Source organism: Agrobacterium sp. 10T429 (assembly GCF_056393925.1).
In genome coordinates, this window is the sequence record NZ_JBFTGV010000002.1 from 374,569 (window position 1) to 400,204 (window position 25,636).

The following is a 25,636-nucleotide window of genomic DNA, read 5'->3' on the forward strand; positions in this document are numbered from 1 at the left end:
TGGGCCGGGCCGATTTTTAATTTCAAAAAACTGTCACGACGCTCTTGTGCACCCAAAATCCTTTTGCTACATGCACCCCCGTCGGCGCAAGTCGACGCCTACCACGATGCGGTCGTGGCGGAATTGGTAGACGCGCAGCGTTGAGGTCGCTGTGGGGCAACCCGTGGAAGTTCGAGTCTTCTCGACCGCACCAAAGAAACCCGCTTCGGCGGGTTTTTTCTTTTTCTGCCAATTGTTTGGCTTTGATCCTCCCCAAAAAAGAAGAAGCAGTTACGTCGATTAGATACGCCTCGGGCGACTTCGACTTGTTTCGTCTCGGCAGCCCGGGCTGTAAAATTTCAGGGCGTCAGATTATCGATCTTGCCGCCATTCGGATGAGATGTTTGCGGCTTAGCGTCTCCCCGCGCGATTGCCGTCACCGACCCGGTAGGGGTCGCCATCCATGACCTGGTCCATCCGCCATTCGTTTCCGCGATAAGGGCTTTGCCACGTCTGGCAGCCAGCTAGAAAGACAGTTGCCGACAGCAACCCAAAAGTAAGAGCGGTTCGCAGCATATGAGCATCCTTCGCAATTTCATCTTGCAGTCATGTAGGTGCAAGCGGTTGGCTTTGCGACGCTTTTTTTGGAAATTATCGTGCTTTCGAAACCGGCATCCGGATCAGGCGCCATTAAATTTCGGTGGATATCGATACACGTTGTAGTAGCCGGTTAAATACCCCCTCAAAACAAGGGGTGGAATATTAGAGGTCTGATGTTAGCGTTTGTCAGAAAAAAAGGTCTGGAGGTTTTCGTGCAGGGGGACAAAGCGGATTCAGACAATGCGCTCGGCTATTATATGTGGAGCATTTCCGACAACAGGTTGATCATGGACACCGTCACCGCGGAGTGTCATGGCTTTTCCGAAGCGGTGGCATCGCGAGGTGTGTCGATTGAGGATATTCTCGAAAGAATAGATGTGGAAATGCGCGATCAGGTGGCGCGGGCAATTTTCGAAAGCATCACTACCGGCGTGTTTTTCGACCAGCGCTACAAGGTGCATCTGCCTGATGGTTCCATCCGCTGGATCGTGGCGAAGGGCAGGGCGATTTTCGATGCTGAAAATACGCCGTTTCTTGGTCTCGGCAGCGTTCGCGATATCACTCTCAAAAAAACCTACCAGTTCGAGCCACGCCAATAGCTATCGAGTGTCATGAAAATGGCGAAAAAAGAGGCGGCTTTCGCCGCCTTTTTCTGTTCGCACGCTACCGTGATATCAGAAGACGGCGAGATATTTCAGCAGCGAAATAATGCCGATGATGATGACGATGACTTGCGCGATCTGTTTCGCGCCGCCGCCGACGGGCAGTCGTGCGATGAGCCACAAGACGAGCACGATCACCAGGAAGGTGATCAGAATGCTGACGAGCGTAGATGTAACCATAGGTCCCAGCTCCCTGTATAATAAAGGTTCAACGGTCGTTCACCGTTGTGTGAGTAAAAAGCGCCAGACAGGTTTTGGTTCCATGCGATTGGTTGCACGCGATTAAATTAGGAATATTTGAATGATAGATGGTGGAAAGGTGAAGTTGAGGCCGGTTGGCGCCACCGCCAAGGTCGGGCGGCTTGGGCGCCCACTGATATCGACAGTGACCGGCGGCGCCCTGGAAATTGTGACGGGTGTCTCTGAACCGGGCTTCAATCCGATCGACCTCCTTTATTCGTCGCTTGCGGCATGCCTGGCGCTCAGCGCCCGGATTGCGGCGAGCCGCATGGGGTTGCTGGACGGCTTCGAGAGCGTGCTCGTTGACGTTTCCGGTGAGAAATCCGCGCAGGAGCCCTATCGCATCATTCGTTTCGATATCAGGATGGAGATTGCCGGGAGTTTCGATGAGGCGACGCGCGCCGCAATTGCCCATGCGGCCGAAGATATCTGCACCGTCAGCAACACTTTGAAGGGCGACGCGGACTTTGCACTTTCGATCGCTAGCTGATCGTCACGGCTTTCGGGATTTTTCCCATTTCTTCACCAGCCGGTCGCGTTTCAGCTTCGACAGGCGTTTCAGCCAGAACACACCATCCAGCTGGTCGATCTCGTGCTGGATGCAGATGGCGTGAAATCCCTTGGCGCTTTCTCGATGTTCCACGCCCGCTACGTCCTGAAACCTCACCTCGACCTCAGACGGACGTTCCACCTCTTCGGTGAAGCCCGGCATTGAGACGCTGCCTTCTACATGCCGCATGGTCTGCGCGGAGTGACTGACGATTTCGGGATTGATGTATGTCAGCACGGTTCTCGGCGTCAGCTCAAGCACGAAGACGCGCTGTTTCACACCGATGTGAGCCGCGGTGATGCCGACGCCGGGGGCGGCGCGCATGGTGTCGATCAGGTCCGTGACCAGATTTTGCAGGTGGTCGTCAAAAACAGTGACCGGCGCGCAAATCTCTGAAAGACCGGCATGGGGGTAGGGCAGGATCGGCCTGATTGCCAAGGAATGCTCCGTTCGTTTCAGGTTTGAGAGGATAGCGCGGCGAGCGCCTGTCCCTCCGCTGTGACCTCCAGCCAACTGCGCTGGGTGCGGGCGTCGCGTTTCGTCACCCGCACAAAGCGCGGTGACAGGGCGGAGATTTCGCGCAGGACGAGGGCATGCGCAAGTCCCAGCCGATTGGCGATGCTGCGGCTGTCGGTGGCGATATCCATATTGATGGCAAGAAGGATCGCCGCGCACGTGGCCGAAAGCGCCTGCGACGATCCTTGCACGATCTGCTCCACCGCTGCCATGAAAGCCGCTGCAGATTGTTCCTCACCCATCAAGCCATCCTGTTCAAGAGGCGGAACCGGCAAGCAGGCGGAAGGAGACGAGTACCGATTTCGACGTTGGCGTGAAGCTGCCTTCGCCATAGCTTGACAGCGGCACCAGCACGTTCAGTTCGGGATAATATCCGCCGACACTGCCGCGCGGAATATTGTAGGGGACCAACCGGAAATTTTGGGCGATCCGCTCCACGCCATCGCCATATTCGCCGATGACATCGACCCGCTGGCGGGAGTGGGCGCCCAGCGCCTCCATATCCGCAGGATTCATGAAGATGACCTGGCGTTCGCCATAAACGCCGCGATAACGGTCGTCCATGCCGTAAATCGTGGTGTTGTATTGGTCGTGGCTGCGGAATGTCTGCAGCACGAAAAGATTGTCGCCCGTGAGCGCCTGCTGATGCTCAGTCTGTTCGGGAAGCGGGCCGCTATAAAAGACGGCCTTTTTTGCCGGCGTGTTCCATTCCCGTTCGGAGGCCGTGTTGCGCAGGCGAAAACCGCGCGGCACGCGGACGCGTTCGTTGAAATTGTCGAAACCGGGGATGACCCGCTCGATCATGTCTCGGATGAGATCGTAATCCTCGGCAAGCGCTTTCCAGTCGACCTGCGCATTGCCAAGGGTCGCTTGCGCAATGCCGGCAACGATGGCGACTTCGGAGCGTAGTTCCTCCGAGGCAGGCGGATTGATGCCGCCGGAACCATGCACCATGCTCATGGAATCCTCGACCGTGACGATCTGCGGCTTGCCCGCAGAATTACGGTCGATTTCCGTTCGGCCAAGGCAGGGCAGCACGAAGGAGATTTCGCCCGGCACCAGATGCGAATGGTTGAGCTTGGTGGCGATATTGACCGTCAGTTTCTGATTTTCAAAAGCCTTGACGATCAGCGGACTGTCGGGCGTTGCCCGCATGAAGTTGCCGCCGAGCGCGATGAAGGTTTGCGCCTCGCCAGCCAGCATGGCGGCTACTGCTTCGACGGTGTTGTGGCCGGGTTTGCGCGGCATGGCGACGCCGAGTTCTTTTTCCAGTGCGTCTAGCAGCGCCGGCGGCGCTTTTTCATCGATACCGACCGTGCGATCACCCTGAACGTTGGAATGGCCGCGTACCGGGCAAAGACCGGCACCGGGGCGGCCGATATTGCCGCGCAGCAACATGAAGTTGGTGATTTCGCGAACCATGATGACAGAGTGGCGATGCTGGGTGACGCCCATGGCCCAGGTGGCGATGACGGAGCCGGCATTCATGTAGATGCAGGCGGCTTCTTCGATTTCTGCGCGGGTGAGGCCGGACTGGTCGAGAATGCTTTCCCAGCTGGTTGCCTCGACGGCATCACGATAAGCCTCGAACTCGACCGCATGTTCGGCGATGAAGTCGTAATCGATGATGGCAGATTCTCCGGCAGTCCTTGCGGCGTCGTCGGCTGCGAAGATCGCCTTGCTCATGCCGCGCACCACCGCCATGTCGCCGCCTTGCCGGGGCTGGTAATAATTGGTGGCGATCTTGATGTTGCCGCCGGTGATCATCTCGATCTTGTCCTGCGGATCGGCGAAGCGCTCCAGCCCCTTTTCTTTGATCGGATTGAGGACGACGATTTTCGCGCCGCGAAGCGCTGCCCGGCGCAGGTCGCCCAGCATGCGCGGGTGGTTCGTGCCGGGATTTTGGCCGATCACGAAGATCGCGTCTGCCTGCTCGAAGTCTTCCAGGAGCACCGTGCCCTTGCCGACGCCGATCGAGGCTTTCAGGCCGACACCGCTTGCCTCATGGCACATGTTGGAGCAGTCGGGAAAATTGTTCGTGCCGTAAAGCCGAACCATCAATTGATAGATGAAGGCTGCCTCGTTGGAGGCGCGGCCGGATGTATAGAATTCCGCCCGGTCCGGGCTGTCGAGGCTGTTGAGAACGCCGCCGATTTCGGCAAAGGCGTCGTCCCAGGAGACCGGCAGATATTTGTCGCTCGCCCGGTCGTAACGCATCGGGTGGGTGAGGCGGCCCTGTTTTTCCAGATCGTAGTCAGACCAGCCGCGCAGTTCGGAGACGGTGCGGGTGGAGAAAAAATCCGGCGGCACCCGGGCTTCCGTCGCTTCCCAAGCGACCGCCTTGACGCCGTTTTCGCAGAATTCGAAGGAAGAGCCATGCTCCGGATCGCCCCATGCGCAGCCCGGGCAATCGAATCCATCCGGCTGGTTTGCCTTCAGCAGCGTGCGTGCGCCGGAAATCGGCGCGCCGGATTCCATCAGCCGTTTGCCGACGCTTTTAAGCGCGCCCCAGCCACCTGCGGCGGCGGAAGCCTTGCCGATGAAATCTGTCTTGCTCATTGTCGTGATTTTCCTGAAATTTTCCTGGCCGCCCAGGGATACTTACCGTTTGGCAACGGCCGATCATATATAAAAAAAGCTCTTTCAGAATCGTCTATGGACGACATATGTCAATCTCTATCCTACCGGTTCCGACGGAACGGCAAGGGCTTTCCGGACGTTGTGCGGATTGAGGTGCACTGCCTGCCGCTGCATCATCATGGAGTGCCGCGCTCTTCGATCATGGTCTTGCGAAAGGGCGGTCCATGACATTTTCGTCGCAGTTCCGAAGCCCGTTGTTTTTCACCTATCCGGTTGTTGACAATATACTTTTTAACGCCATTCTGCCTGCAAATTCGTGCACTGCGGCATTTAAAGAAGGGGACGCCAGATGACAGACCGTGACGACGATCTTCTCGCGCCCGAAGAGTTGAAACCGACAGAGGCACCCTCCGATATCTACGCCGAGGACGGCTCTGTCCGCTCCGACTTTCTGGCGATGGTGGGGGCAGCGATTGCCGACCGCGATCTGCTTTTCCTGCGCAAGAATGTGGCGCGACTGCATGAGTCTGAACTCGGCGACGTGCTGGAGTCCATCATGCCGGAGCAGCGCCACGCGCTCGTGCGGTTGCTGGGTTCCGATTTTGACATGACGGCGCTGACCGAGGTGGATGAAGGCATCCGTCTCGATATCGTCGACCAGATGTCCAACGAGCAGATCGCTGCCGGTATTGGCGAGCTGGATTCGGACGACGCTGTCTACATTCTCGAGGATCTCGACGACGAGGACCGCGAGGACATCCTCTCGCAACTTCCGTTCACCGAACGGGTGCGGCTGATGCGGGCGCTGGATTATCCGGAAAGCTCTGCCGGCCGTCGCATGCAGACGGAATTCGTTGCCGTGCCGCCGTTCTGGACCGTGGGACAGACCATTGATTATCTGCGTGAGGAGGAGGAGTTACCGGATTCCTTCACGCAGATCTTCGTCATCGACCCCACGTTCAAGCTAGTCGGCGCTCTCGATCTCGACAAGGTGCTGCGCGCTAAGCGTCAGGTGAAGATCGAAACGATCATGCACGAGACCAACCACTCTATTCCGGCCGAAATGGACCAGGAAGAAGCGGCGCAACTTTTCGAACAATACGACCTTCTATCCGCCGCCGTGGTGGACAATAACGGCCGTCTGGTTGGCGTGCTCACCATCGATGACGTGGTCGACGTCATTCAGGAAGAAGCCGAAGAAGATTTGCTGCGCCTTGGCGGTGTGGGCGACGAAGAACTGTCTGACAGCATCACCAGCACCTCGCGCTCGCGTGTGCCGTGGCTTGCGGTCAACCTCCTTACTGCCTTTCTGTCTGCCTCCGTCATCAGCCTTTTCGATGCGACGATCCAGCAGATCATTGCGCTGGCGATTTTGATGCCGACGGTTGCCGGGATGGGCGGCAATGCCGGATCGCAGACCATGACCGTGTCCGTGCGGGCGCTGGCTACCAAAAGCCTAGATATTCACAACGCTGCCCGCATTATCAGGCGTGAAGCGGGCGTTGGCATCCTGAACGGGTTGTTGTTCGGCTGTGCCATCGGCATCGTTGCAGGCGTGTGGTTCCAGGATGTCCATATCGGTGGAATCATTGCTGCCGCCATGTGTCTCAACATGCTGGCGGCGGCGCTGGCAGGCATTCTCATTCCGCTGGTTCTCGACAGGTTCGGGGCAGACCCCGCCGTTTCCTCTGCTGTCTTCGTGACGGCGGTAACGGACATTGTCGGCTTTTTTTCGTTTCTGGGCATCGCTACCTGGTGGTACGGTATTTCGGGATAGGCCAGAACAGGCGAAAGCGGCAGGAAAAATTGACTTTTACGTGAAGGTCAAATAATAATTGTCCGGTTATGAATCGGATAGGCCCTTGGACAAGTATTATAGCATAACCGAACTGACGCGCGAATTCGGTGTTTCCACCCGCACCTTGCGATTTTACGAGGATGAGGGCCTCATTCACCCTGAGCGACGCGGGCGTACGAGGCTTTTCAGGTCTGCGGATCGACGTCTCATTCAGGAAATCCTGCGCGGCCGCCGTATCGGTTTCACGATCGCAGAAATTCGCGAGATCATTCACGTCTACAAGGAGCCGCCGGGCGAATCAGGCCAGCTTGTGCTTCTGATGAAGAAGGTCGATGAGAAGCGCGCCGATCTCAGGCAAAAGCGCAAGGATATCGAAGAGACGCTGGCTGAACTCGACAATGTCGAAGAGGCCTGCCTTACGCGCCTTGCCGAAATCGGCGTAGGGACCTGATGCAGGTTTCCCGCCGTCGCGCTTGACGTGATGGCCCTGGATTTCCCGCGGAGAGGAAAAACCTCTCACTCCGTCATGCTTTTGATTTTACGCGACGTGGATAGATCCTCGGGTCAAGCCCGAGAATGACGCCGAGCGTAGATTGGGCGTGTGTCGTTCTTTACTGCGCCTCAACCGTGCACTGTTGCGCCACGTCGCTGACCTTCGTCTGCTGCTCCGCACTGAGCTTGCCTTCCATCATGATGTCAAACAGGCTTTCCGCTTGCAGCTTTTCAAGCGTGCAGCCGCAGAAACGTTGGCATAATTCCTGGCCGTTAGCCTGCTGGACGCAGCTTTTTTCACAGCTCGATTTGTAAAGCTCCACTTGGTCGACAGGAGGAGGCGGTGCCACAAGTGATACCGCATAAACGAGGCCAATCAGCGCCGGCTGATGAATGAGGTAAAAGGCAAGGCTGTGACGGCCCGCTGTTGCTATCAGATTGCGGGGGGGGCTTGGGTTGCGAAAACGGTCCAGCCAGCTGCGCGGTGTGACGAATTGCGAAACCGCAAGTCCGGCAAGAAAGGGCGCGAGCCACGGCAAGAGCGGCACATAATCGTTCGAGCGCGGCGGCATGGTGGAGAAACCGACCCATGCCAGCCATTTGCTGTTGAAAAAATCCGACTGGACGTATTGCGGCAGCGCAAAGGCAAGAGCCGCGAAAAGCAGCGTTACCAGCGGGGGTGCCCGCAGGAACAGCAGCCCGACAAGGCTTGCAGCGGCTATGTTGTGCAGGATTCCGAAAAAGATGAAGCTATCCGGAAAGGCGACATAGGTAGCGATGGTGATGAGCAGCGCCGAGCCCGCCACCATTGCAAAACGCTTGCCGAAGGACGGCCAGTTTATGGCTTTGCCATGGGCGAGAAACAGGCTGAAACCGGCGAGGAACAGGAACGAGCTGGCAATGGCGCGCGCATAAAGCTTCCACAGGCCGGTGGTTGCCGTACCCGGCTCCAGATAGCCGAAATACTCCAGATTCCATGTGAAGTGGTAAGACGCCATGGCGATGAGCGCCAGCCCGCGCAGTGTATCGAGACTGCCCATGCGGCCCTTGCGGCGGGTGTCGATTGCAGCTGTTTCTGTTTCCATAATTCCCGCTGTTTCAGCTGTCTGAAGCCGTTGTCTACTCAAGGGCTTGGCCCGTGAAGTAAGGCTATTTCAAGGCCCGGGCCTGTCCATGATGGCGCGGCGGGCCTCGGAGAAGAACTGGCGGCGCAACAGCGCCACTATGATGATGACCGTGCTTGCGATGAAGACATAGGGGCTGATGAACCAGCCGAGATAACCGATCGACAGGAAGATCGTCCGCAGCCCATCATTGAAGTTCTTAGCAGCGATGATGTTCATCTTTATGACGTTTTCAGCGGCACGCTCGGCAGCGTCGCGATCCGCGTTGACATCATGGACCATGGGTATGGCGCCGAACAGGATCGTGCAATAATTGAACAGGCGGTAGGACCAGCCGAACTTGAAAAACGAGTAGCCGAAAAGGCAGGTTAGCCCCATGACCTTCAGTTCGAAGGCCGTGCGCCCGGCATACTGCACGAAGGGCAGGTCGCGAAACACGGTTTCGACCCGATCTGTCGCCCCCAGAAGAGCAAAGCAGCCGCCGATGGCAAAGATCGAGGTAGACGCGAAAAAAGCGGTACCATTCTGCAAACCCGCCATGATCTGCGTGTCGATCATCTTCAAGTCGCGTTTGAGAGAATTGTAAATCCAGTCGCGCCGGCGCTCCGCCATCGCCTGATTGAGGCTGGTTCGCGAAAACAGCGTCGTTCCCGTCGTGAGGTGGGTATAGGTGGCCCATAACACGATAAAAACGACGATCGAGATATAGTCCATGACGGTCATCACGGGCAGGTCACCTTGCTGTTTGCGAATCTTCGCGGCCATATTGATTTGAAGGCCATGGCAAGGCAATGGCAGCGGCCTCCATGGGCGAACATTCTCCCGCCGCGTTGCAGCTTCGTCATTTCGTTTTCTGCTAACGTTCCGGTAACCAAGTGGCTTTATCAATCCCGTCGCGGACGGAAAGGTCTGCCGGTTCCGGGTCAAGGTTTTGCGTACCGGTTCCGCTTGATTTTTCGTAGATACCGCTCGCCGATTGACAGAATGACCGTTCGCACCTAGCTTTTTGTCAGGACCGGTGTTTCCGGCATCCGGAGTTGCCAAGGCTGTCATATGTCCCGCATCGTGCGGACAGGTTTTGTCGTCTCCGACCCGGTATCATCGGCAGTCCGGCATGAGTAACCGGGGGACGCCTTTTTCTACGAATCGTTCCCTTCATGTACGGCTGTCTCTGGCTTGCGAAACCGCAATGATGCCGGTCCGTCTTATTCTTTTCTTCCAGGTTCTTCATGACAGATAAAAACCGCTCCGTTTTCATTCTAGGCGGCGCGCGCTCCGGCAAGTCCCGTTTTGCCGAGGACCTTGCGGGCAAAGCGAACGGGCGCCTGCATTATCTGGCCACCGGCCGGGCATGGGATGACGAGATGCGCGATCGCATCGACCATCATCAGGCCCGGCGCGGCGAGGAGTGGACGACACACGAGGCGCCCGTTGATATCGCTGCCGTGCTCGTGCGGCTGGATGCGCCGGACAATGTCATCCTGATCGACTGCCTGACATTGTGGCTCACCAATCTGATGATGGAGAACGCCGATATCGAGACGGCGTTCGCCACGCTGGCAGCGGCAATCGCGTCCACCAAGGCGAAACTGATTCTCGTCTCTAACGAGGTCGGCCTTGGCATTGTGCCGGAAAACCGCATGGCGCGCGAATTCCGCGATCACGCCGGAAGGTTACACCAGCGCGTCGCGGCCATCGTCGATGAAGTCTATTTCGTCGCAGCCGGGCTGCCGCTGAAAATGAAGGGCTGACGCAAGCCCTATAAAGCCGGTGTCGCGCGTCGGCGTCCGTTCTATCAGTTTCTATGTACTTTTTATTGCCAAATCCCGGCTCGGTTTTGCCGGTGCTGCGACAGCTTCTCTTTCTTGATCTGGATCAAGGTGGCTTCCCCACGCCGGTGGCAATGCTCCAACCGACGCAAAGGCCCGTTTCCGCTTCGTAAAGCGCGCGCCAAGCCTTTCGTCGGTCTGCTTGCACGTTGGGGGAAACCAACAATGAATTACACGTTAGAAACCGCGATCGTGGCCCTTGGGGCTTTTCTCGCGCTGCTCGGGGCTGCTTTCGCTCACGACAGTCTTTTCGCCGCCCATATGTGGGTGCTGTTCTTTACGCTTCTGGTCAGCACGGTGCTTCTGCTGCGCCGTGTTTCTTTCGCGCCTGTCGATCAGGCCGCGCGCGCCCGGCTGAAATCCGAATATTTCGATGAGGTCGTGAAATACGGCGTCGTCGCTACCGTGTTCTGGGGCGTGGTCGGGTTTCTGGTCGGGGTCGTGGTGGCGCTTCAGCTTGCCTTTCCCGATCTCAACATCGCGCCCTATTTCAATTTCGGCCGGATGCGGCCGTTGCACACCTCCGCGGTGATCTTCGCTTTCGGGGGAAATGCGCTGATTGCCACGTCATTTTACGTGGTGCAGAGAACCTGTCGCTCGCGCCTGTTCGGCGGCAATCTGGGCTGGTTCGTATTTTGGGGCTACAACCTCTTCATCGTCATGGCTGCCACTGGCTATCTGCTTGGTATCACGCAGGGCCGCGAATATGCCGAGCCGGAATGGTATGTCGATATCTGGCTGACGATCGTCTGGGTCGCCTATCTCCTTGCATTTCTCGGCACGATCCTCACGCGCAAGGAGCCGCATATCTATGTGGCAAACTGGTTCTATCTGAGCTTCATCGTGACGATCGCCATGCTGCATATCGTCAACAACCTCGCCATTCCGGTGTCGTTCCTCGGCGTCAAGAGCTACTCCGCTTTCTCGGGCGTGCAGGATGCGCTGACGCAATGGTGGTACGGCCATAACGCCGTCGGCTTTTTCCTCACCGCCGGCTTCCTCGGCATGATGTATTATTTCATTCCCAAGCAGGTGAACCGCCCGGTCTATTCCTACCGCCTGTCGATCATCCACTTCTGGGCTTTGATCTTCATGTATATCTGGGCCGGTCCGCACCATCTGCACTATACGGCGTTGCCGGACTGGGCGCAGACGCTCGGCATGGTGTTCTCGATCATGCTGTGGATGCCGTCCTGGGGCGGCATGATCAACGGCCTGATGACGCTTTCGGGCGCATGGGACAAGATCCGCACCGATCCCATCGTGCGTATGATGGTAATGGCGGTGGCCTTCTACGGCATGGCGACCTTCGAGGGTCCGATGATGTCGATCAAGGCCGTCAACTCGCTCAGCCACTATACCGACTGGACCATCGGCCATGTGCATTCCGGCGCTCTCGGCTGGAACGGCATGATCACCTTCGGTGCCATCTATTATCTGACACCGAAACTGTGGGGCAGGGATCGTCTCTACAGCCTGCAACTGGTCAACTGGCACTTCTGGCTCGCCACGATCGGCATTGTCATCTACGCCGCCGTGATGTGGGTGGCCGGCATCCAGCAAGCCTTGATGTGGCGCGAATACGATACGCAGGGCTTCCTCGTCTATTCCTTCGCGGAATCGGTCGCAGCGCTGTTCCCCTATTACGTGATGCGTGCGCTGGGTGGCCTGATGTTCCTCAGTGGCGCGCTGATCATGGCCTACAACGTCACGATGACCATCCTCGGTCATCAACGCGAGGAGGGCGTCCGCAATGACGCCGCACCTTCGCTGCAGCCCGCTGAATAAGGAGAGGCCGATGTCCATACTCGACAAACACGGCGTCATCGAACGCAACGCCACTCTGCTTTTGGTCGGTTCGCTGCTCGTCGTCTCAATCGGCGGTATCGTGGAAATCGCGCCGCTTTTCTATCTCGAAAACACCATCGAGAAGGTGGAGGGCATGCGGCCCTACTCGCCGCTCGAACTGGCCGGGCGCAACATCTACATCCGCGAGGGATGTTATGTCTGCCACAGCCAGATGATCCGGCCGTTCCGCGACGAGGTGGAGCGTTACGGGCACTATAGCCTGGCAGCGGAATCCATGTACGACCACCCGTTCCAGTGGGGTTCCAAGCGCACGGGGCCGGACCTCGCACGCGTAGGCGACCGCTATTCGAATGAGTGGCACGTGCAGCATCTGGCCGATCCGCGCTCCGTCGTGCCGGAGTCGATTATGCCGTCCTACGCGTTCCTCAAAACCACGCCGTTGAAGATTACGGATATCTCGATGGAGCTGAAGGCTAACCGCGCCGTTGGCGTGCCCTATAGCGACGAGATGATCGAGGAATCAGCGGCTGATCTTCACGCGCAGGCCGATCCGAACGCCGATACGACCGAGCTTCTGGCGCGCTATCCGAAGGCGAAAGTCGGCGATTTCGATGGCGATCCAGCCAAGCTTACCGAAATGGATGCGCTGGTTGCCTATCTGCAGATGCTCGGCACGCTGGTCGATTTCTCGACCTATGACGATGCCGCCGGATATCGGTGAGGAGGCGATACGATGGAAACCTACACGGCCATGCGCCACTTCGCCGATAGCTGGGGCCTGCTTGCCATGACCCTGTTCTTCGCCGGCGTCGTCGTTTTCACCCTTCGTCCCGGATCGAAAAAAGCTGCGGACGACGCCGCCAGCATTCCGCTTAAGGAGGACTAGGATATGTCCGAAAAACACATTGATGACATCAGCGGCGTCGAAACCACCGGCCATGAATGGGACGGTATTCGCGAGCTTAACAATCCGATGCCGCGCTGGTGGGTCTGGACCTTCTACTTCACGATCCTCTGGGCCATCGGCTACACCATCGCCTATCCGGCATGGCCGCTGATCAATGGCGCAACGCAAGGGTTGCTCGGCTGGAGCAGCCGTTCCGAGATCGCCGCCGATATGGCGGACGCCAAACAGGCGCAGAGCGTCTATTCCGACAGAATCGCCAGTTCCTCGCTCGCCGAGATTGAGGCCGATCCGACGCTAAGGCAATTTGCCCTTTCCGGCGGTGCCGCCGCCTTCAAGGTCAATTGCATCCAGTGTCACGGTTCGGGTGCGGAAGGCGGGCAGGGATACCCCAACCTCAACGACGATGACTGGATGTGGGGAGGCAGCGTCGAGGATATCTATACGACGGTAAAGCACGGCATTCGTTTTGCCGACGATCCCGATACGCGCCTGTCGGAAATGCCGGCCTTCGGCGATATCCTCAAGTCCGAGGAAATCCGCGAGGTCGCCGCCTATGTGGTCAGCCTGACAGGAACGCCTTCCAACCCGGCACTCGTAGAACCCGGTAAACAGATTTTCGCCGACAATTGCGCCTCGTGCCACGGTGAGAACGCCAAGGGCAACCGCGAGTTCGGAGCGCCCAACCTGGCCGACGCGATCTGGCTGAAGGCCAATGGGGAGCAGGGGATCGTTGCGCAGATACGGTCGCCAAAACACGGGGTCATGCCCGCCTGGGGTGAACGGCTTGGTGATACCACGGTCAAGCAGCTTGCGATCTTCGTGCACTCGCTGGGCGGTGGCGAGTGAACGTCGCAGCCAACAAATGGAAAGGGCCGCTCGATGCGGCCCTTTTTCTTAGCGATCAGACCAGACGGCCAGTTCGTATCCATCCGGATCGGTGAAATGAAAACGGCGTCCGCCGGGAAAGGCGAATATGGCGACGCTGATCTGCCCACCGGCTGCCTCGACACGCCGGTGCGCATTCTCGATATCGGCGGCGTAAAGAATGACAAGCGGTCCACCCTTGGCTGACACAGGTGCCGTGGTGGTGAACCCGCCGGTCAGCCGGCCGTCGGAAAACTCGCAATATTGCGGGCCGTAATCCTTAAAGGACCAGCCGAAAGCGCCGCCGTAAAATTCCTTGCTGCGCTCGATATCGGCGACGTTGAATTCGACATAGTCGATGCGCCGGTCATTCGTATTCGTGGTCATCGTTTTATCCTTCAATCCGTTTCGAGCAGCGACTTCAGTTTCTCCAGATCGACCCGGACCGTCTCCGCATCCCGTTCGAAATCCTCGTCCGTCATGTCCGGCAGGCGAAGCAGGGTAAAGCTGACTTCGGCACCGCTGCCATTCGGTGTTACCCGCAGCGCGTTATACACCTTCATGCCATCCGGTAATGTCACGACGTGGTCTATCACGCCGAATTTGTTTAAGGGCGCGAAATTGACGCGGACCTCACCCAACGGGCCACCATCGGCGATCCAGTCCTCGCCGTCTGGTTTAAGACCGCCTGCTAGACCGGCGGCCCAGTGCGGCATGTTTTGGGGGTCGGAGGCGAAATCAAAGACATGGCTCCATGGTTTTTCCACCGACAGATGAATGATTTTTGACTGCATGACTGGCATCTCATCCTCCCTGTTAATGCAAGGCCGCAGGCTGCGCCACTTTGTCCGCGCTTGATGTAAGTCAAGGATGTTTCGCCGGTGAGATGGGAGAAAGCAAGGAGATAAGAACGGACTGCAATCATGAACATCTATCCCGTCGGACAGGACCGCCCGCAACAGCCCGTCGAAAGGCTGGAGGCGGAAGCTGTCAATTCCGCAAAAACGCGTAAACCCCTTTATGAAGCGCGCAAGAAAATTTTCCCGAAGCGCGCGGAGGGCCGGTTCCGGCGGTTCAAGTGGCTGGTTATGCTGGTCACGCTCGGCATTTATTATCTGACGCCGTTTCTGCGCTGGGATCGCGGTCCCTATGCGCCCGACCAGGCGGTGCTGATAGATATTGCCAACCGGCGCTTTTATTTCTTCTTCATCGAAATCTGGCCGCAGGAGTTCTTTTTCGTCGCGGGATTGCTGGTCATGGCGGGTCTGGGGTTGTTTCTCATAACCTCCGCCGTGGGACGCGCGTGGTGTGGTTATACCTGTCCGCAGACCGTCTGGGTGGACCTGTTTCTGGTCGTCGAGCGGGCGATCGAGGGCGACAGGAATGCCCGCATGAAGCTCGATGCAGCACCTTTCACGTTCGGCAAGCTGCGCAAGCGGGTGATGAAACACGCAATCTGGCTGGTGATCGGCGTTCTGACCGGCGGGGCATGGATCTTCTATTTTGCCGATGCGCCGACGCTGGCGAGAGAGTTCATGACGGGGCAGGCACCGATGATCGCCTATACGACCGTCGCGATACTCACCGCCACGACCTATGTTTTCGGCGGGCTGATGCGGGAGCAGGTCTGTACCTATATGTGTCCCTGGCCGCGCATTCAGGCGGCGATGCTGGATGAGAACTCGCTGGTCGTGACCTATAATGACTGGCGCGGTGAACCTCGCACGAGGCACGCCAAAAAGGCTGCGGCCACAGGGGAGAGCGTCGGCGATTGCGTCGATTGCAATGCTTGTGTCGCAGTCTGTCCCATGGGCATCGACATCAGGGACGGGCAGCAGCTGGAATGTATCACCTGCGCGCTCTGTATCGATGCCTGCGATGGGGTGATGGACAAGATTGGTAAGCCACGCGGGCTGATCGCCTATGCGACGCTGTCCGAATACCAGTCCAACATGGCGCTTGCGACCGGCAACGGCCAGCACGCAATCCGGCCTGCGAATGTGCGCAACGAGGACGGCGGGTTCAAAAACAGCATTCGCCATTTCGACTGGCGCATCGTCTTTCGCCCGCGCACGCTTCTTTACATGGCAATATGGGGTGCAGTCGGCATCGGCTTGCTGTTGGCTCTGGTGACGCGCGAGCGGCTGGCTCTTAACGTGCTGCACGACCGCAACCCGCAATATGTGCTAGAATCGAATGGCTCGATCCGCAACGGCTATACCGTTCGCATCCTCAACATGGTGCCGCAACCGCGCCTAATGAGCCTGACGATAGAGGGCATTCCAAGTGCGGTGATGAAGATAAACGGCATGCCGGATGCAGCCTCTCGCAGCTTCGAGGTGATGGTGGAACCTGACGAGGCGACAACGCTGAAGGTGTTCGTCACCCTGCCGGGCAGTCACGTCGCGCGGGCTGCTGAAAATTTCGAATTCGTCGTCAGCGATACGGGCGGCCATGAGACGGCCCGTTACGACGCCGTCTTCAACGCTCCGGGAGTGAAAAAATGACAACGACCAATCGCCAGACGTCCGGTTTCATTTTCACCGGCTGGCATATGCTGGGTGTTATGGTGATGTTTTTCGGTATCGTCATCACAGTCAACATGGTGATGGCCTGGAATGCTGTCACCAGCTGGAGCGGGCTGGTGGTGCCCAATACCTATGTTGCCAGCCAGCAGTTCAACGCCAAGGCCGAGGCCGCCAAGGCAAGGGCCGCGACCGGCATCAAGGGCAGGCTCGTGGTGGATGAAAAGACCGTGCGCTACGAGGTGTTTCATCCAGATATCGGCCCTGTGGATACGGATACGGTAACGGCGCGTTTTCGCCGGCCGGTCGGCGAGCACCAGAATTTCGACATGGAGCTGACCCCGGTGTCTACCGGGGTCTTCACCGGCCCGCATGACATGCTGCCCGGCCAATGGATCGTCGAGGTCACCGCCGTAAAAGACGGCAGGATCATCGTGCATGAAGGCACGCGGATCGCGGTGATCAGGGGGCGTCAATGAGCTGCTGTGCACCGGGAACGGAAGGGTCGCTTCAACTCGGCGAACCGGTCAACCCACCATCATCAGAGGAGCTGATGCTGGCAAGCCGCGATCTGGGGCAGGGGCTGCGCCAGACAGATCTCAGCGTGCCCGGCGTTTATTGCGGCGCCTGCATCACCACCATCGAAACGGCGCTGCGCCGTCTCCGCCAGGTGGAGCAGGCGCGCGTGAACCTGTCCTCCAAACGGGTGGCGATTGTCTGGAAAGAGGATGTCGATGGCATCAGGACAGATCCCGCCGAACTTGCCTGCGCAATCCTTGCAACCGGATACCGGACGCATCTTTTCGCGAGCGGACAGGATGCTTCGGACGTGTTGCGCTCGCAACTGATCAGGGCGGTGGCGCTGTGCGGCTTTGCTTCCGCCAATATCATGCTTCTATCCGTGTCCGTCTGGTCCGGGGCCGATGCCGCGACGCGTGACATGTTCCACTGGATTTCGGCGATGATTGCCGCGCCGGCGCTGATCTATGGCGGCCGGTTCTTCTATCAGTCGGCCTGGAATGCGCTGAAGCATGGCCGCACCAATATGGATGTGCCGATTGCGCTCGCCATCACGCTATCCTACGCAATCTCGCTATGGGAGACGATTCATCATGGCGGACATGCGTGGTTTGACGCGACCGTGTCGCTGCTGTTCTTCCTGCTGATCGGCCGCACGCTTGACCATATCATGCGTGACAGGGCGCGCTCGGCCATTGCGGGCCTGGCCCGGCTTTCACCACGCGGCGCAACCGTTATCGGTGAGGACGGAACGCGGGAATATCGCCCGCTTGGCGATGTGCTACCCGGTATGACGATTGCGATTGCTGCCGGTGACCGCGTGGCGGTGGATGCGATGGTCATTAGCGGAAGCAGCGATCTCGACATGTCCATTGTCAACGGCGAAAGCGCGCCGCGTCGGGTGGAGGCGGGCGATCTGCTTCAGGCAGGCACGCTCAATCTCACCGGTTCGCTCGCCGCGCGGGTGACCGCATCGGCAAAGGATTCGTTTCTGTCGGAAGTGATCGGGCTGATGGAGGCGGCGGAAGGGGGGCGTGCGCGCTATCGGCGGATTGCCGACCGTGCCGCGAGCTATTATTCGCCCGTCGTACATCTCCTTGCTCTCATGACATTTCTCGGTTGGGGCGTTTTGGGCGGTGACTGGAAGCAGGCGATGCTGATCGCGATTGCGGTTCTCATCATCACCTGCCCCTGTGCGCTTGGCCTTGCTGTTCCGGTGGTGCAGGTTGTGGCGGCAGGCCGGCTCTTTCGGCATGGCATCATGGTCAAGGAAGGCTCGGCGATGGAGCGACTGGCCGAAATCGACACCGTGTTGTTCGACAAGACAGGCACCCTGACGGTCGGGAAGCCGCGACTGGTGGAAACCGGCGATGTGAACCCCGCCACGATGGCGATTGCGGCTGGCCTTGCCGCCCATTCACGCCATCCGCTGTCCAAAGCCCTGCATGCAGCCTATGGCGGAATTTTACCGGTCTACGAAGCGGTGCGTGAAATTCCCGGCTCCGGTGTTGAGGCTCTCACGCCGGCGGGAACCTACCGGCTCGGCAACCGCCGTTTTGCCTGCCCGGATGAATCGCAAATGGAAAACGGCGACGCTCGATCGGAAGTGGTGCTTTCGCTTGACGGCGGGTATCTGGCGAGTTTCGGTTTCGAGGACAATCCGCGTCCTGGCGCCGTACAGGCACTGCGCAGCCTTTCTGTGCGAGGACTGGTGCTGGAAATCGTGTCCGGTGACCGGGTCCCGGCCGTAAAGGCCATGGCGCAGCGTCTGGGCATTGCGAAATGGAACGCCGACCTGTCGCCGAAAGACAAGGCGGGGCGCTGTGGGGCACTGGCAGGCGAGGGACGCAAGGTTCTGATGGTGGGCGACGGTATCAATGATGCGCCGGCGCTGGCTGCAGCACATGTTTCCATGGCACCGGCAACCGCCGCCGATATCGGCCGGCAGGCCGCCGACTTCGTGTTCATGCACGAGAATCTGGATGCCGTTCCTGTCGCCATCGAGACATCGCGGCGGGCCGGACGGCTTATCCGGCAGAACTTCGCGCTTGCCATCGGCTACAATGTCATTGCCGTGCCGATTGCGATTGCCGGTTACGCGACGCCGATGATCGCGGCCATCGCCATGTCGACATCGTCGCTCATCGTTGTTGCAAATGCGCTGCGTCTTGCGGGAACGGCTGAAGCCGTTTCTGCGCAACAGAGCGTGCCGACCGGATTTGCGGGCGAGGGGGCGCAACCGGCATGAACATGTTGATCTATCTCATCCCCGTCGCCCTGTTTCTCGGAGCGCTCGGGCTTTTCGCCTTCCTCTGGTCTGTGCGATCAGGGCAATATGAGGATATGGACGGCGCTGCCTGGCGAGCGCTGGAGGATGGCGACGACCGGCCACGACCTTCCTAGGGGAGGCGCATTGGTTACGACCTTCCCCCGACCTGTCGCAAATATGCAAAGCTGATTTGCGTCATCAAAATTTAATCGTTTCAGTCGCCCCTAGCCTTGCCGTTTGTTCATTACAGTGCCACAACACGACCACCTAAAAGCAAGATGGAGGCACATCCGTGGAACAGGCAGAAATCGGTTTGATCGGTCTCGGCGTCATGGGCTCGAACCTGGCGTTGAACATCGCGGAAAAGGGCAACAAGATTGCCGTATTCAACCGAACCCCTGAAGCGACGAAAAAATTCTACGCCGAGGCTGGGGACTTGCAGGGGCAGTTGATCCCTTGCGAAACCATCGAGGAATTCGTCGCCGCCATTCGTCCTCCGCGCCCGATCATCATCATGATCAAGGCCGGCGATCCGGTTGACCAGCAGATGGAAATCCTGAAGCCGCATCTCTCGAACGGCGACATCATGATCGACGCCGGCAATGCGAATTTCCGCGATACGATCCGCCGTTTCGACAATCTGAAGGATAGCGGTCTGACCTTTATCGGTATGGGCGTTTCCGGCGGTGAAGAAGGTGCGCGTCACGGACCGTCGATCATGGTCGGCGGTACCGAAGATAGCTGGAAGCGCGTCGAGAAGGTTCTGACCTCCATTTCCGCCAAGTATAATGACGATCCGTGCGTGGCATGGCTCGGCAACGACGGTGCCGGTCATTTCGTCAAGACGATCCATAACGGCATCGAATATGCCGACATGCAGATGATCGCCGAAATCTACGGCATCCTGCGTGACGGCCTGAAGATGAGTGCGTCTGAAATTGCCGATGTATTCGGTGAATGGAACAAGGGCCGTCTCAACTCCTACCTGATCGAAATCACCGAGAAGGTTCTGCGCGCTGCCGATCCGATCACCGGCAAGCCGATGGTCGATCTGATCCTCGACAAGGCCGGCCAGAAGGGCACAGGCAAGTGGTCGGTTATCGAGGCGCAGAACATGGGCGTCGCCGCAACTGCCATTGAGGCCGCCGTGGCTGCCCGTATCCTGTCGTCGCAGAAGGACGAGCGCGAAGCTGCCGAGAAGATCTTCGGCCTGCCGACCGTTGCAGCTGCACCGGCTGACAAAAAGGCCTTTATCGCTGATCTGGAAAGCGCGCTTCTGGCCGCCAAGGTCGGTGCTTACGCACAGGGCTTTGCCGTCATGTCGGCCGCATCGAAGGAGTTCAACTGGAACCTGCCGATGCCGACGATCGCCCGCATCTGGCGCGCCGGCTGCATCATCCGCTCGGAATTCCTCGATGAGATCACCTCGGCCTTCACCAAGGATCCGCATGTGGCCAACCTCATCGTGACGCCTGCCTTCTCCGGCATCGTCAAGGACACCGACGCCGCCCTGCGCCGTGTCGTTTCCTACGCGGTTCTCTCCGGTCTGCCGGTTTCGGCACTCGCTTCCGCGCTTGGTTATTTCGACGCCTATCGTCGCGCCCGCGGCAGCGCGAACCTTATTCAGGCGCAGCGCGATTTCTTCGGGGCGCATGGCTTCGAACGCACCGACGGTGTCGACAAGTCGCATGGCCCATGGGGCAGCGGCGCCGACATTTTCTGATCGGCTATAACGATAAACAACAAAAGGCCCGCGCAAGCGGGCCTTTTTCGTTTCATCCGTCGATTTACTTAGCGTGCCGCAGAAAGGCCAACGATCAGGCCGGTGACGGCGTTGATGAGCAGGAACTGGTTGTCGACGCGTACCCAGCGCTGGTCGCGACGCGGCTCTGCCAGGCGGTAACGGCGATAGTCGCGGCGGTCGACGAAATGACGACGCTCTGCTGGCGAGAGGCGCTGACCGCGATCCCAACGGTGCTTCTTGACGATGACCTTTTTGGTGGTCGTGTGACGCTCGACGGTTACACCGCGATGACGATCGTCGTGGCGGCTTTGTGCCTGGGCCATTGGAGCAGCAAGAACAGTTGCGGCCAGAAGAATGGTGACGAACTTTTTCATGAATGTTTCCTCTCGTGTTTCGATAAGGAGAACTTACGAATAAACGAATGAACGGAAACTGAATTTAAAATTACATTTATGTAATGGTTGTTAATGGTTAGACGGGGACGTTAATCTTTCTGTTGGAGATTTCAGTCCAGCTTTTGCGTCGATCAGGCTGCCCGGTGGAAACCGGGCACCCTGTTTCAAGTATTAAACGCGTTCAGCGGATTTTGCCCAGAGGTTGATATCCGCGTCCTTCGCGTAACCGTCGATTTCCGCAAGCTCCTCTGTGGAGAAATCGGCATTGTCGAGCGCCTTGACGCAATCCTCGACCTGTTCGACACGGCTCGCACCGATGAGCGCCGACGTGATGCGACCACCGCGCAGCACCCAGGCGATTGCCATCTGCGCGAGCGTCTGGCCACGCCGCTCGGCAATGCGATTGAGCGCGCGGATGTTTTCGACATTGCGCTCGTTGAGGAAGGCGGGGTTGAGTGACTTGCTCTGCGATGCACGGCTGCCATCAGGCACGCCACCCAGATATTTCGTCGTCAGCATGCCCTGCGCCAGCGGCGAAAAGACGATGGAGCCAATGCCAAGATCTTCCAGCGTATCGACCAGACCGTCTTCCTCGATCCAGCGATTGATCATGGAGTAGCTCGGCTGGTGGATGATGCAGGGCGTGCCGAGATCTTTCAGGATCGCGGCGGCCTCACGGGTGCGTTTCGAGTTGTATGACGAGATGCCGACATACAGCGCCTTGCCCGAGCGCACGATCTGGTCCAGTGCGCCGCAGGTTTCCTCAAGCGGCGTGTTGGGATCGAAACGGTGGGAGTAGAAGATATCAACGTAGTCCAGCCCCATGCGCTTCAGGCTCTGGTCGCAGGACGATATCAGATATTTGCGGCTGCCCCACTCACCGTAGGGACCGGGCCACATGTTGTAGCCCGCCTTGGACGAGATGATCATTTCATCGCGGTAGCCTCTAAAATCCGTCTTCAGGATTTCGCCGAAGGCGGTTTCGGCGCTGCCAGGCGGTGGGCCGTAATTATTGGCCAAATCGAAATGGGTAATACCGAGGTCGAAGGCGCGGCGGCAAATGGCTTGTTTGGTCTGGTGCGGTGTGTCGTTGCCGAAATTGTGCCACAGCCCAAGCGAGATCGCCGGCAGCTTCAGGCCAGTCTTTCCGCAATGATTGTATTTCATGGATGTATATCGGTTTTCGGCCGGTTGCCAAACCATGGGTCTTCCTCCACTTGCTGATGAATGGTTGCCGGAGAAGCCGGCAAACCTTTGAAAGATGAGGGCAGGCGCAACGTTGCCTGCCGTTCCGCTAAGGATGGTTAAGCCTTTCGCCGCGTGGTTTCAATGCGAGGATTGGCAGGTATAAAGATCGAAGATACGGAACTGCGGCTGTCCGCTGCCCGCCTTCGGGGTGAAGATGATCCGACGTGTTTCGCCAGCTGCGAGATCGAACAGATTGTCGGAATAACGCCCGGGCTGATCGGCCTCCAGCATGACGAAGAGGGCAAGACCTGCTGCGGTGACGTCGATTTCGAGCTGGCCGTTTTTCAATGTGCCGGTGGAGAACGTCAGTCCAGCGGGCTGGAGCTCCAGAGACTTGTAGGTGTCGCGCACATGATGGCCTTCGCCTGTCATGCCGTTGGATGCTATGAAGTTCCAGGCAAGAATGAAGCCATCAGGCAGGCTGTCCATGTCGATTTCGGTCAGCGTCGCCGCCTTGTCCGTTGCGCACGCGCCGTTGGCAGATTTCAGCGGCACGCGGTTACCCTCCATGGTGAGGGCGACAATATTCATGTCGATCTCGACGTCTTCCGCGGTGTCGTTGACCATGGAGAAGCTCACTCGGCGTCCATCCTCGGAGGGAATGGCCGAGACGGTCACCGGTTGGAAGAACCGGCGGGCAGCATAGTGCAGCGCCTTCCAGCCGCCGCCGTAGTCCAGGCTCGACCATGAGGCAACCGGCCAGGTGTCGTTGAGCTGCCAGTAGAGCGTTCCCATGCAATGGGGTTTCAGCGAGCGCCAGTAGTCGACCGCGGTTCGGATGGCCAGCGCCTGCTGTACCTGGCTCAGATACACGAAATTTTCGAAATCCTTCGGAAAGCGGAAATAGCGGAACATGGTGCCAGCGATGCGCTCATTGCCGCCGACATTCTTCTGGTGCAGTTCGATCACCGGGGAGGCGATGTTCATGTCTTTCTCTTCCGCATAGGTGCGGATGACAGGCATGGAGGTGTAGGACTGAAAACCGAATTCAGAGCAGAAGCGCGGCTTGACCGAGCGGTAATTGTCGAACGATTTGTTTTCGTGCCAGACGGACCAGTAATGCATGTCGCCGGAACCATCCGCATGCCAGGCATCACCATAATCGAGGTAGCCTGAAGCCGGGCTGGAGGGCCACCAGAGTGCTTCGGGGGCGGCTTTTTTCAGCGCCTTTTCGATGGTGCGGTTGAGGCGGTCGTAAGCCACGAGATAACGGTCGCGGTTGTTGCGGGGCTCCTCGAACCAGGTGAGGGCACCCACCAATTCGTTGTCGCCGCACCAGAGCGCGATGGACGGATGGGAGGAAAGGCGTTTTACCTGATAGTCGACCTCGTGTTCCACATTGTCGAGAAAGTCTTCGCTGCAGGGGTAAAGGTTGCAGGCGAACATGAAATCCTGCCAGACCAGAAGACCGAGACGGTCACAGAGATCGTAGAACCAGTCTTCCTCGTAAAATCCGCCGCCCCAGACGCGGATCATGTTCATATTGGCCTCGACGGCTGAACATAGAAGGTCTTCGGTTTTTTCGCGGCTGGTCAGCGAATAAAGCGCATCGGATGGAATCCAGTTCGCGCCACGGCAGAAGATTTCCCGACCGTTGATGCGGAAGGCAAATCGGCTACCGGCCTCATCCTTGTCCGTCAGAAGTTCAATGGTCCTGAAGCCGATCCTGCGGGTGACGGTTTCATCCGGCAACTCCACCGCCAACGTGTAGAGCGTCTGTTCGCCGCTGCCCGCCGGCCACCAGAGCGCGGGATCTTCCACGAAGAAGACGTGGCGCACCACCGTCTCACCCGCACCCACGCCGCAATCGAGCCGCAGCCTTTCGTCGTTGAGGGAAAGGTAGAGCGGAAGGCTCGCCGGACCTTCGGCAAACAGCGTGATGGCCACATGCAGCTCGACGCCGCCCTCGACATGATGTTGTGAGGTGACGACGTGTTCGACCCGTGCCGTATCGAGGCGCTTCAGCAGGATTTTGCCGTAAAGGCCGAGCGGAGCAATCGCAATATTCCAGTCCCAGCCGAAATGGCACTGTGGCTTGCGCAACATGTTGCCGTTGGCAATCGGCGAGTTGCCCTCATGATAGGGAATGTAAAAAGGTTGTCGCGCCTGCCGTTCCGCCCCGGCTGCGATGTTGGAGTGGAAATGGATACGAATGGTGTTTTCACCGGGCCGCACGGCGCGAGACACATCGGGACGGTAACGTCGGAAGCAATTGTCCGAACTCAAGACCGGGACATCGTTGACGAAGACGATCGCGACGGTATCGAGATAATCGATATCGAGATACCAGCTGGCATCGGCGTCATCGAGGATGAAGGTCCGCTCTATGATCCAGTCCCGATGCGCGACCCATTGCACCGCATTTTCATTGGCACCGTGATAGGGATCTGGAATGATGCCCGCGTTTTTGAGTGCGCTGTGAACGTCTCCCGGCACGGTAAGGTCGGTCGTGTAGTCTCCTTCCAGCGAGGTCAGGCGCCAGAGCCCGGCCAGATCGATGACGGTTTCGGGCGTGGAGGAAGAAATCATGATGGGACCCTGCATGGACGAATTCAAATAGGATAAGCTGGCCATTATGACGCAGGCTTGTGTCGGAATCTGGGGAAGATGCATGCCCGCCAGCCAGCCGTTATCCAGCTCGCTCAGCTCGGCAATCTCCTCCCTCCGGCAACGTTACCGTAAAACAATCGTTCCGTCATGTCTTCGGAGTGAAACTTCATGCGCGAAAAATGCCCGTTGGTACTATTGGAAAACCACGGATACGGATGGCTTGATATCTATTGAATTTTATTTATAAATATCAATTAATTATTGATACTAATTAATCTAGTTTCTTGGCATTGTTTCTCTCTCGAACAGAATTTTCGAGAGCGCGTAAGGTCGGTAATCCGGGATAAGTCTGTTCGATATTTTTCACGACCTACATCGTTATAGCCAAAGGCCCGAAGACCGGATCGGGTGTGACGGCGACCGGCGACGTTTGCCT

Annotated in this window: 25 protein-coding genes and 1 tRNA gene; 15 read left to right on the plus strand and 11 right to left on the minus strand. The window is 58.2% G+C overall.

The window, feature by feature from the left end; all coding sequences use genetic code 11:
• Positions 1–108: 108 nt before the first annotated feature.
• Positions 109–193 (plus strand) — tRNA-Leu (locus AC1DCP_RS06815).
• Between the two features lie 559 nt (positions 194–752).
• A complete protein-coding gene (locus tag AC1DCP_RS06820; RefSeq protein WP_003515332.1) occupies positions 753–1,178 on the plus strand; it encodes a PAS domain-containing protein in 426 nt (141 codons plus the stop codon).
• A gap of 75 nt (positions 1,179–1,253) precedes the next feature.
• Here AC1DCP_RS06820 and AC1DCP_RS06825 read toward each other — a convergent pair whose 3' ends face one another.
• Positions 1,254–1,421, minus strand: a complete 168-nt coding sequence (locus tag AC1DCP_RS06825) for a Thivi_2564 family membrane protein (protein ID WP_003502827.1) — start codon at positions 1,419–1,421, stop codon at positions 1,254–1,256.
• Positions 1,422–1,542: 121 nt separating this feature from the next.
• Here AC1DCP_RS06825 and AC1DCP_RS06830 point away from each other — a divergent pair, with 121 nt between their 5' ends.
• Positions 1,543–1,971, plus strand: a complete 429-nt coding sequence (locus tag AC1DCP_RS06830; protein ID WP_003515329.1) for an OsmC family protein — start codon at positions 1,543–1,545, stop codon at positions 1,969–1,971.
• 3 nt (positions 1,972–1,974) lie between these two features.
• Here AC1DCP_RS06830 and AC1DCP_RS06835 read toward each other — a convergent pair whose 3' ends face one another.
• Genes AC1DCP_RS06835 through AC1DCP_RS06845 form a run of 3 tightly spaced genes read right to left on the minus strand, consistent with a single transcriptional unit; the run spans position 1,975 to position 5,106 of the window.
• Positions 1,975–2,469 carry a peptide deformylase gene (locus AC1DCP_RS06835; RefSeq protein ID WP_038491055.1) on the minus strand — a complete coding sequence of 165 codons (495 nt, stop codon included), beginning with the start codon at positions 2,467–2,469 and terminating at the stop codon, positions 1,975–1,977.
• 17 nt (positions 2,470–2,486) lie between these two features.
• Complete coding sequence (locus AC1DCP_RS06840; RefSeq protein ID WP_013636181.1) at positions 2,487–2,789, minus strand: hypothetical protein; 303 nt, start codon at positions 2,787–2,789, stop codon at positions 2,487–2,489.
• A gap of 13 nt (positions 2,790–2,802) precedes the next feature.
• A complete protein-coding gene (locus tag AC1DCP_RS06845) occupies positions 2,803–5,106 on the minus strand; it encodes an FdhF/YdeP family oxidoreductase (protein ID WP_476774196.1) in 2,304 nt (767 codons plus the stop codon).
• A 370-nt stretch (positions 5,107–5,476) separates the two neighbouring features.
• Between AC1DCP_RS06845 and mgtE the strand changes: the two genes are divergently transcribed.
• Positions 5,477–6,904, plus strand: coding sequence for a magnesium transporter (mgtE, locus tag AC1DCP_RS06850; protein WP_013636179.1), 1,428 nt, complete (start codon positions 5,477–5,479; stop codon positions 6,902–6,904).
• An 85-nt stretch (positions 6,905–6,989) separates the two neighbouring features.
• Entirely contained in the window at positions 6,990–7,376 is a 387-nt protein-coding gene (locus tag AC1DCP_RS06855) for a MerR family transcriptional regulator (RefSeq protein WP_003515319.1), read from the plus strand.
• A gap of 160 nt (positions 7,377–7,536) precedes the next feature.
• Here AC1DCP_RS06855 and AC1DCP_RS06860 read toward each other — a convergent pair whose 3' ends face one another.
• Together AC1DCP_RS06860 and AC1DCP_RS06865 are read right to left on the minus strand one after the other, a co-directional pair.
• Positions 7,537–8,502, minus strand: coding sequence for a heparan-alpha-glucosaminide N-acetyltransferase (locus AC1DCP_RS06860; RefSeq protein WP_112152864.1), 966 nt, complete (start codon positions 8,500–8,502; stop codon positions 7,537–7,539).
• A 69-nt stretch (positions 8,503–8,571) separates the two neighbouring features.
• On the minus strand, positions 8,572–9,264 hold the full coding sequence (locus AC1DCP_RS06865) for a DUF599 domain-containing protein (protein WP_013636176.1): 693 nt from the start codon (positions 9,262–9,264) through the stop codon (positions 8,572–8,574).
• A 506-nt stretch (positions 9,265–9,770) separates the two neighbouring features.
• On the opposite strand from AC1DCP_RS06865, the gene cobU reads away from it, so the two are divergent.
• The 5 genes from cobU (at position 9,771) to ccoP (ending at position 13,932) form a co-directional block, all read left to right on the plus strand.
• Positions 9,771–10,292, plus strand: a complete 522-nt coding sequence (gene cobU, locus AC1DCP_RS06870) for a bifunctional adenosylcobinamide kinase/adenosylcobinamide-phosphate guanylyltransferase (protein ID WP_013636175.1) — start codon at positions 9,771–9,773, stop codon at positions 10,290–10,292.
• A gap of 243 nt (positions 10,293–10,535) precedes the next feature.
• Entirely contained in the window at positions 10,536–12,158 is a 1,623-nt protein-coding gene (gene ccoN, locus AC1DCP_RS06875) for a cytochrome-c oxidase, cbb3-type subunit I (RefSeq protein WP_065687351.1), read from the plus strand.
• 10 nt (positions 12,159–12,168) lie between these two features.
• A complete protein-coding gene (gene ccoO / locus AC1DCP_RS06880) occupies positions 12,169–12,900 on the plus strand; it encodes a cytochrome-c oxidase, cbb3-type subunit II (protein WP_065687352.1) in 732 nt (243 codons plus the stop codon).
• A 12-nt stretch (positions 12,901–12,912) separates the two neighbouring features.
• A complete protein-coding gene (locus AC1DCP_RS06885; protein WP_003502810.1) occupies positions 12,913–13,065 on the plus strand; it encodes a CcoQ/FixQ family Cbb3-type cytochrome c oxidase assembly chaperone in 153 nt (50 codons plus the stop codon).
• Between the two features lie 3 nt (positions 13,066–13,068).
• Positions 13,069–13,932: a cytochrome-c oxidase, cbb3-type subunit III gene (gene ccoP / locus AC1DCP_RS06890; RefSeq protein ID WP_065687353.1), complete on the plus strand. Its 864-nt coding sequence runs from the start codon at positions 13,069–13,071 to the stop codon at positions 13,930–13,932.
• Positions 13,933–13,980: 48 nt separating this feature from the next.
• On the opposite strand, the gene AC1DCP_RS06895 is transcribed toward ccoP, so the two are convergent.
• On the minus strand, positions 13,981–14,337 hold the full coding sequence (locus AC1DCP_RS06895; protein ID WP_003515303.1) for a VOC family protein: 357 nt from the start codon (positions 14,335–14,337) through the stop codon (positions 13,981–13,983).
• An 11-nt stretch (positions 14,338–14,348) separates the two neighbouring features.
• Entirely contained in the window at positions 14,349–14,753 is a 405-nt protein-coding gene (locus tag AC1DCP_RS06900; protein WP_003515301.1) for an SRPBCC family protein, read from the minus strand.
• A 120-nt stretch (positions 14,754–14,873) separates the two neighbouring features.
• On the opposite strand from AC1DCP_RS06900, the gene ccoG reads away from it, so the two are divergent.
• The 5 genes from ccoG (at position 14,874) to gndA (ending at position 20,986) form a co-directional block, all read left to right on the plus strand.
• Positions 14,874–16,457, plus strand: coding sequence for a cytochrome c oxidase accessory protein CcoG (gene ccoG / locus AC1DCP_RS06905; RefSeq protein WP_065687354.1), 1,584 nt, complete (start codon positions 14,874–14,876; stop codon positions 16,455–16,457).
• Positions 16,454–16,954, plus strand: a complete 501-nt coding sequence (locus AC1DCP_RS06910) for a FixH family protein (protein ID WP_065687355.1) — start codon at positions 16,454–16,456, stop codon at positions 16,952–16,954. Before ccoG ends, AC1DCP_RS06910 begins: the two co-directional genes overlap by 4 nt.
• Positions 16,951–19,242, plus strand: a complete 2,292-nt coding sequence (locus tag AC1DCP_RS06915) for a cation-translocating P-type ATPase (protein WP_081308410.1) — start codon at positions 16,951–16,953, stop codon at positions 19,240–19,242. The genes AC1DCP_RS06910 and AC1DCP_RS06915 overlap by 4 nt, the downstream gene beginning before the upstream one ends.
• Positions 19,239–19,397, plus strand: coding sequence for a cbb3-type cytochrome oxidase assembly protein CcoS (ccoS, locus tag AC1DCP_RS06920; protein ID WP_038491034.1), 159 nt, complete (start codon positions 19,239–19,241; stop codon positions 19,395–19,397). Before AC1DCP_RS06915 ends, ccoS begins: the two co-directional genes overlap by 4 nt.
• Positions 19,398–19,555: 158 nt before the next feature.
• Positions 19,556–20,986 (plus strand): NADP-dependent phosphogluconate dehydrogenase, encoded by a 1,431-nt coding sequence (gene gndA, locus AC1DCP_RS06925; RefSeq protein ID WP_065687357.1) that lies wholly within the window; start codon positions 19,556–19,558, stop codon positions 20,984–20,986.
• Between the two features lie 68 nt (positions 20,987–21,054).
• On the opposite strand, the gene AC1DCP_RS06930 is transcribed toward gndA, so the two are convergent.
• From AC1DCP_RS06930 to AC1DCP_RS06940, 3 genes are all read right to left on the minus strand, one after another.
• Positions 21,055–21,381 (minus strand): RcnB family protein, encoded by a 327-nt coding sequence (locus tag AC1DCP_RS06930; RefSeq protein ID WP_003515287.1) that lies wholly within the window; start codon positions 21,379–21,381, stop codon positions 21,055–21,057.
• Between the two features lie 192 nt (positions 21,382–21,573).
• Complete coding sequence (gene mgrA, locus AC1DCP_RS06935; RefSeq protein WP_013636166.1) at positions 21,574–22,605, minus strand: L-glyceraldehyde 3-phosphate reductase; 1,032 nt, start codon at positions 22,603–22,605, stop codon at positions 21,574–21,576.
• 123 nt (positions 22,606–22,728) lie between these two features.
• On the minus strand, positions 22,729–25,194 hold the full coding sequence (locus AC1DCP_RS06940; RefSeq protein ID WP_476774197.1) for a beta-mannosidase: 2,466 nt from the start codon (positions 25,192–25,194) through the stop codon (positions 22,729–22,731).
• Between the last annotated feature and the right edge of the window lie 442 nt (positions 25,195–25,636).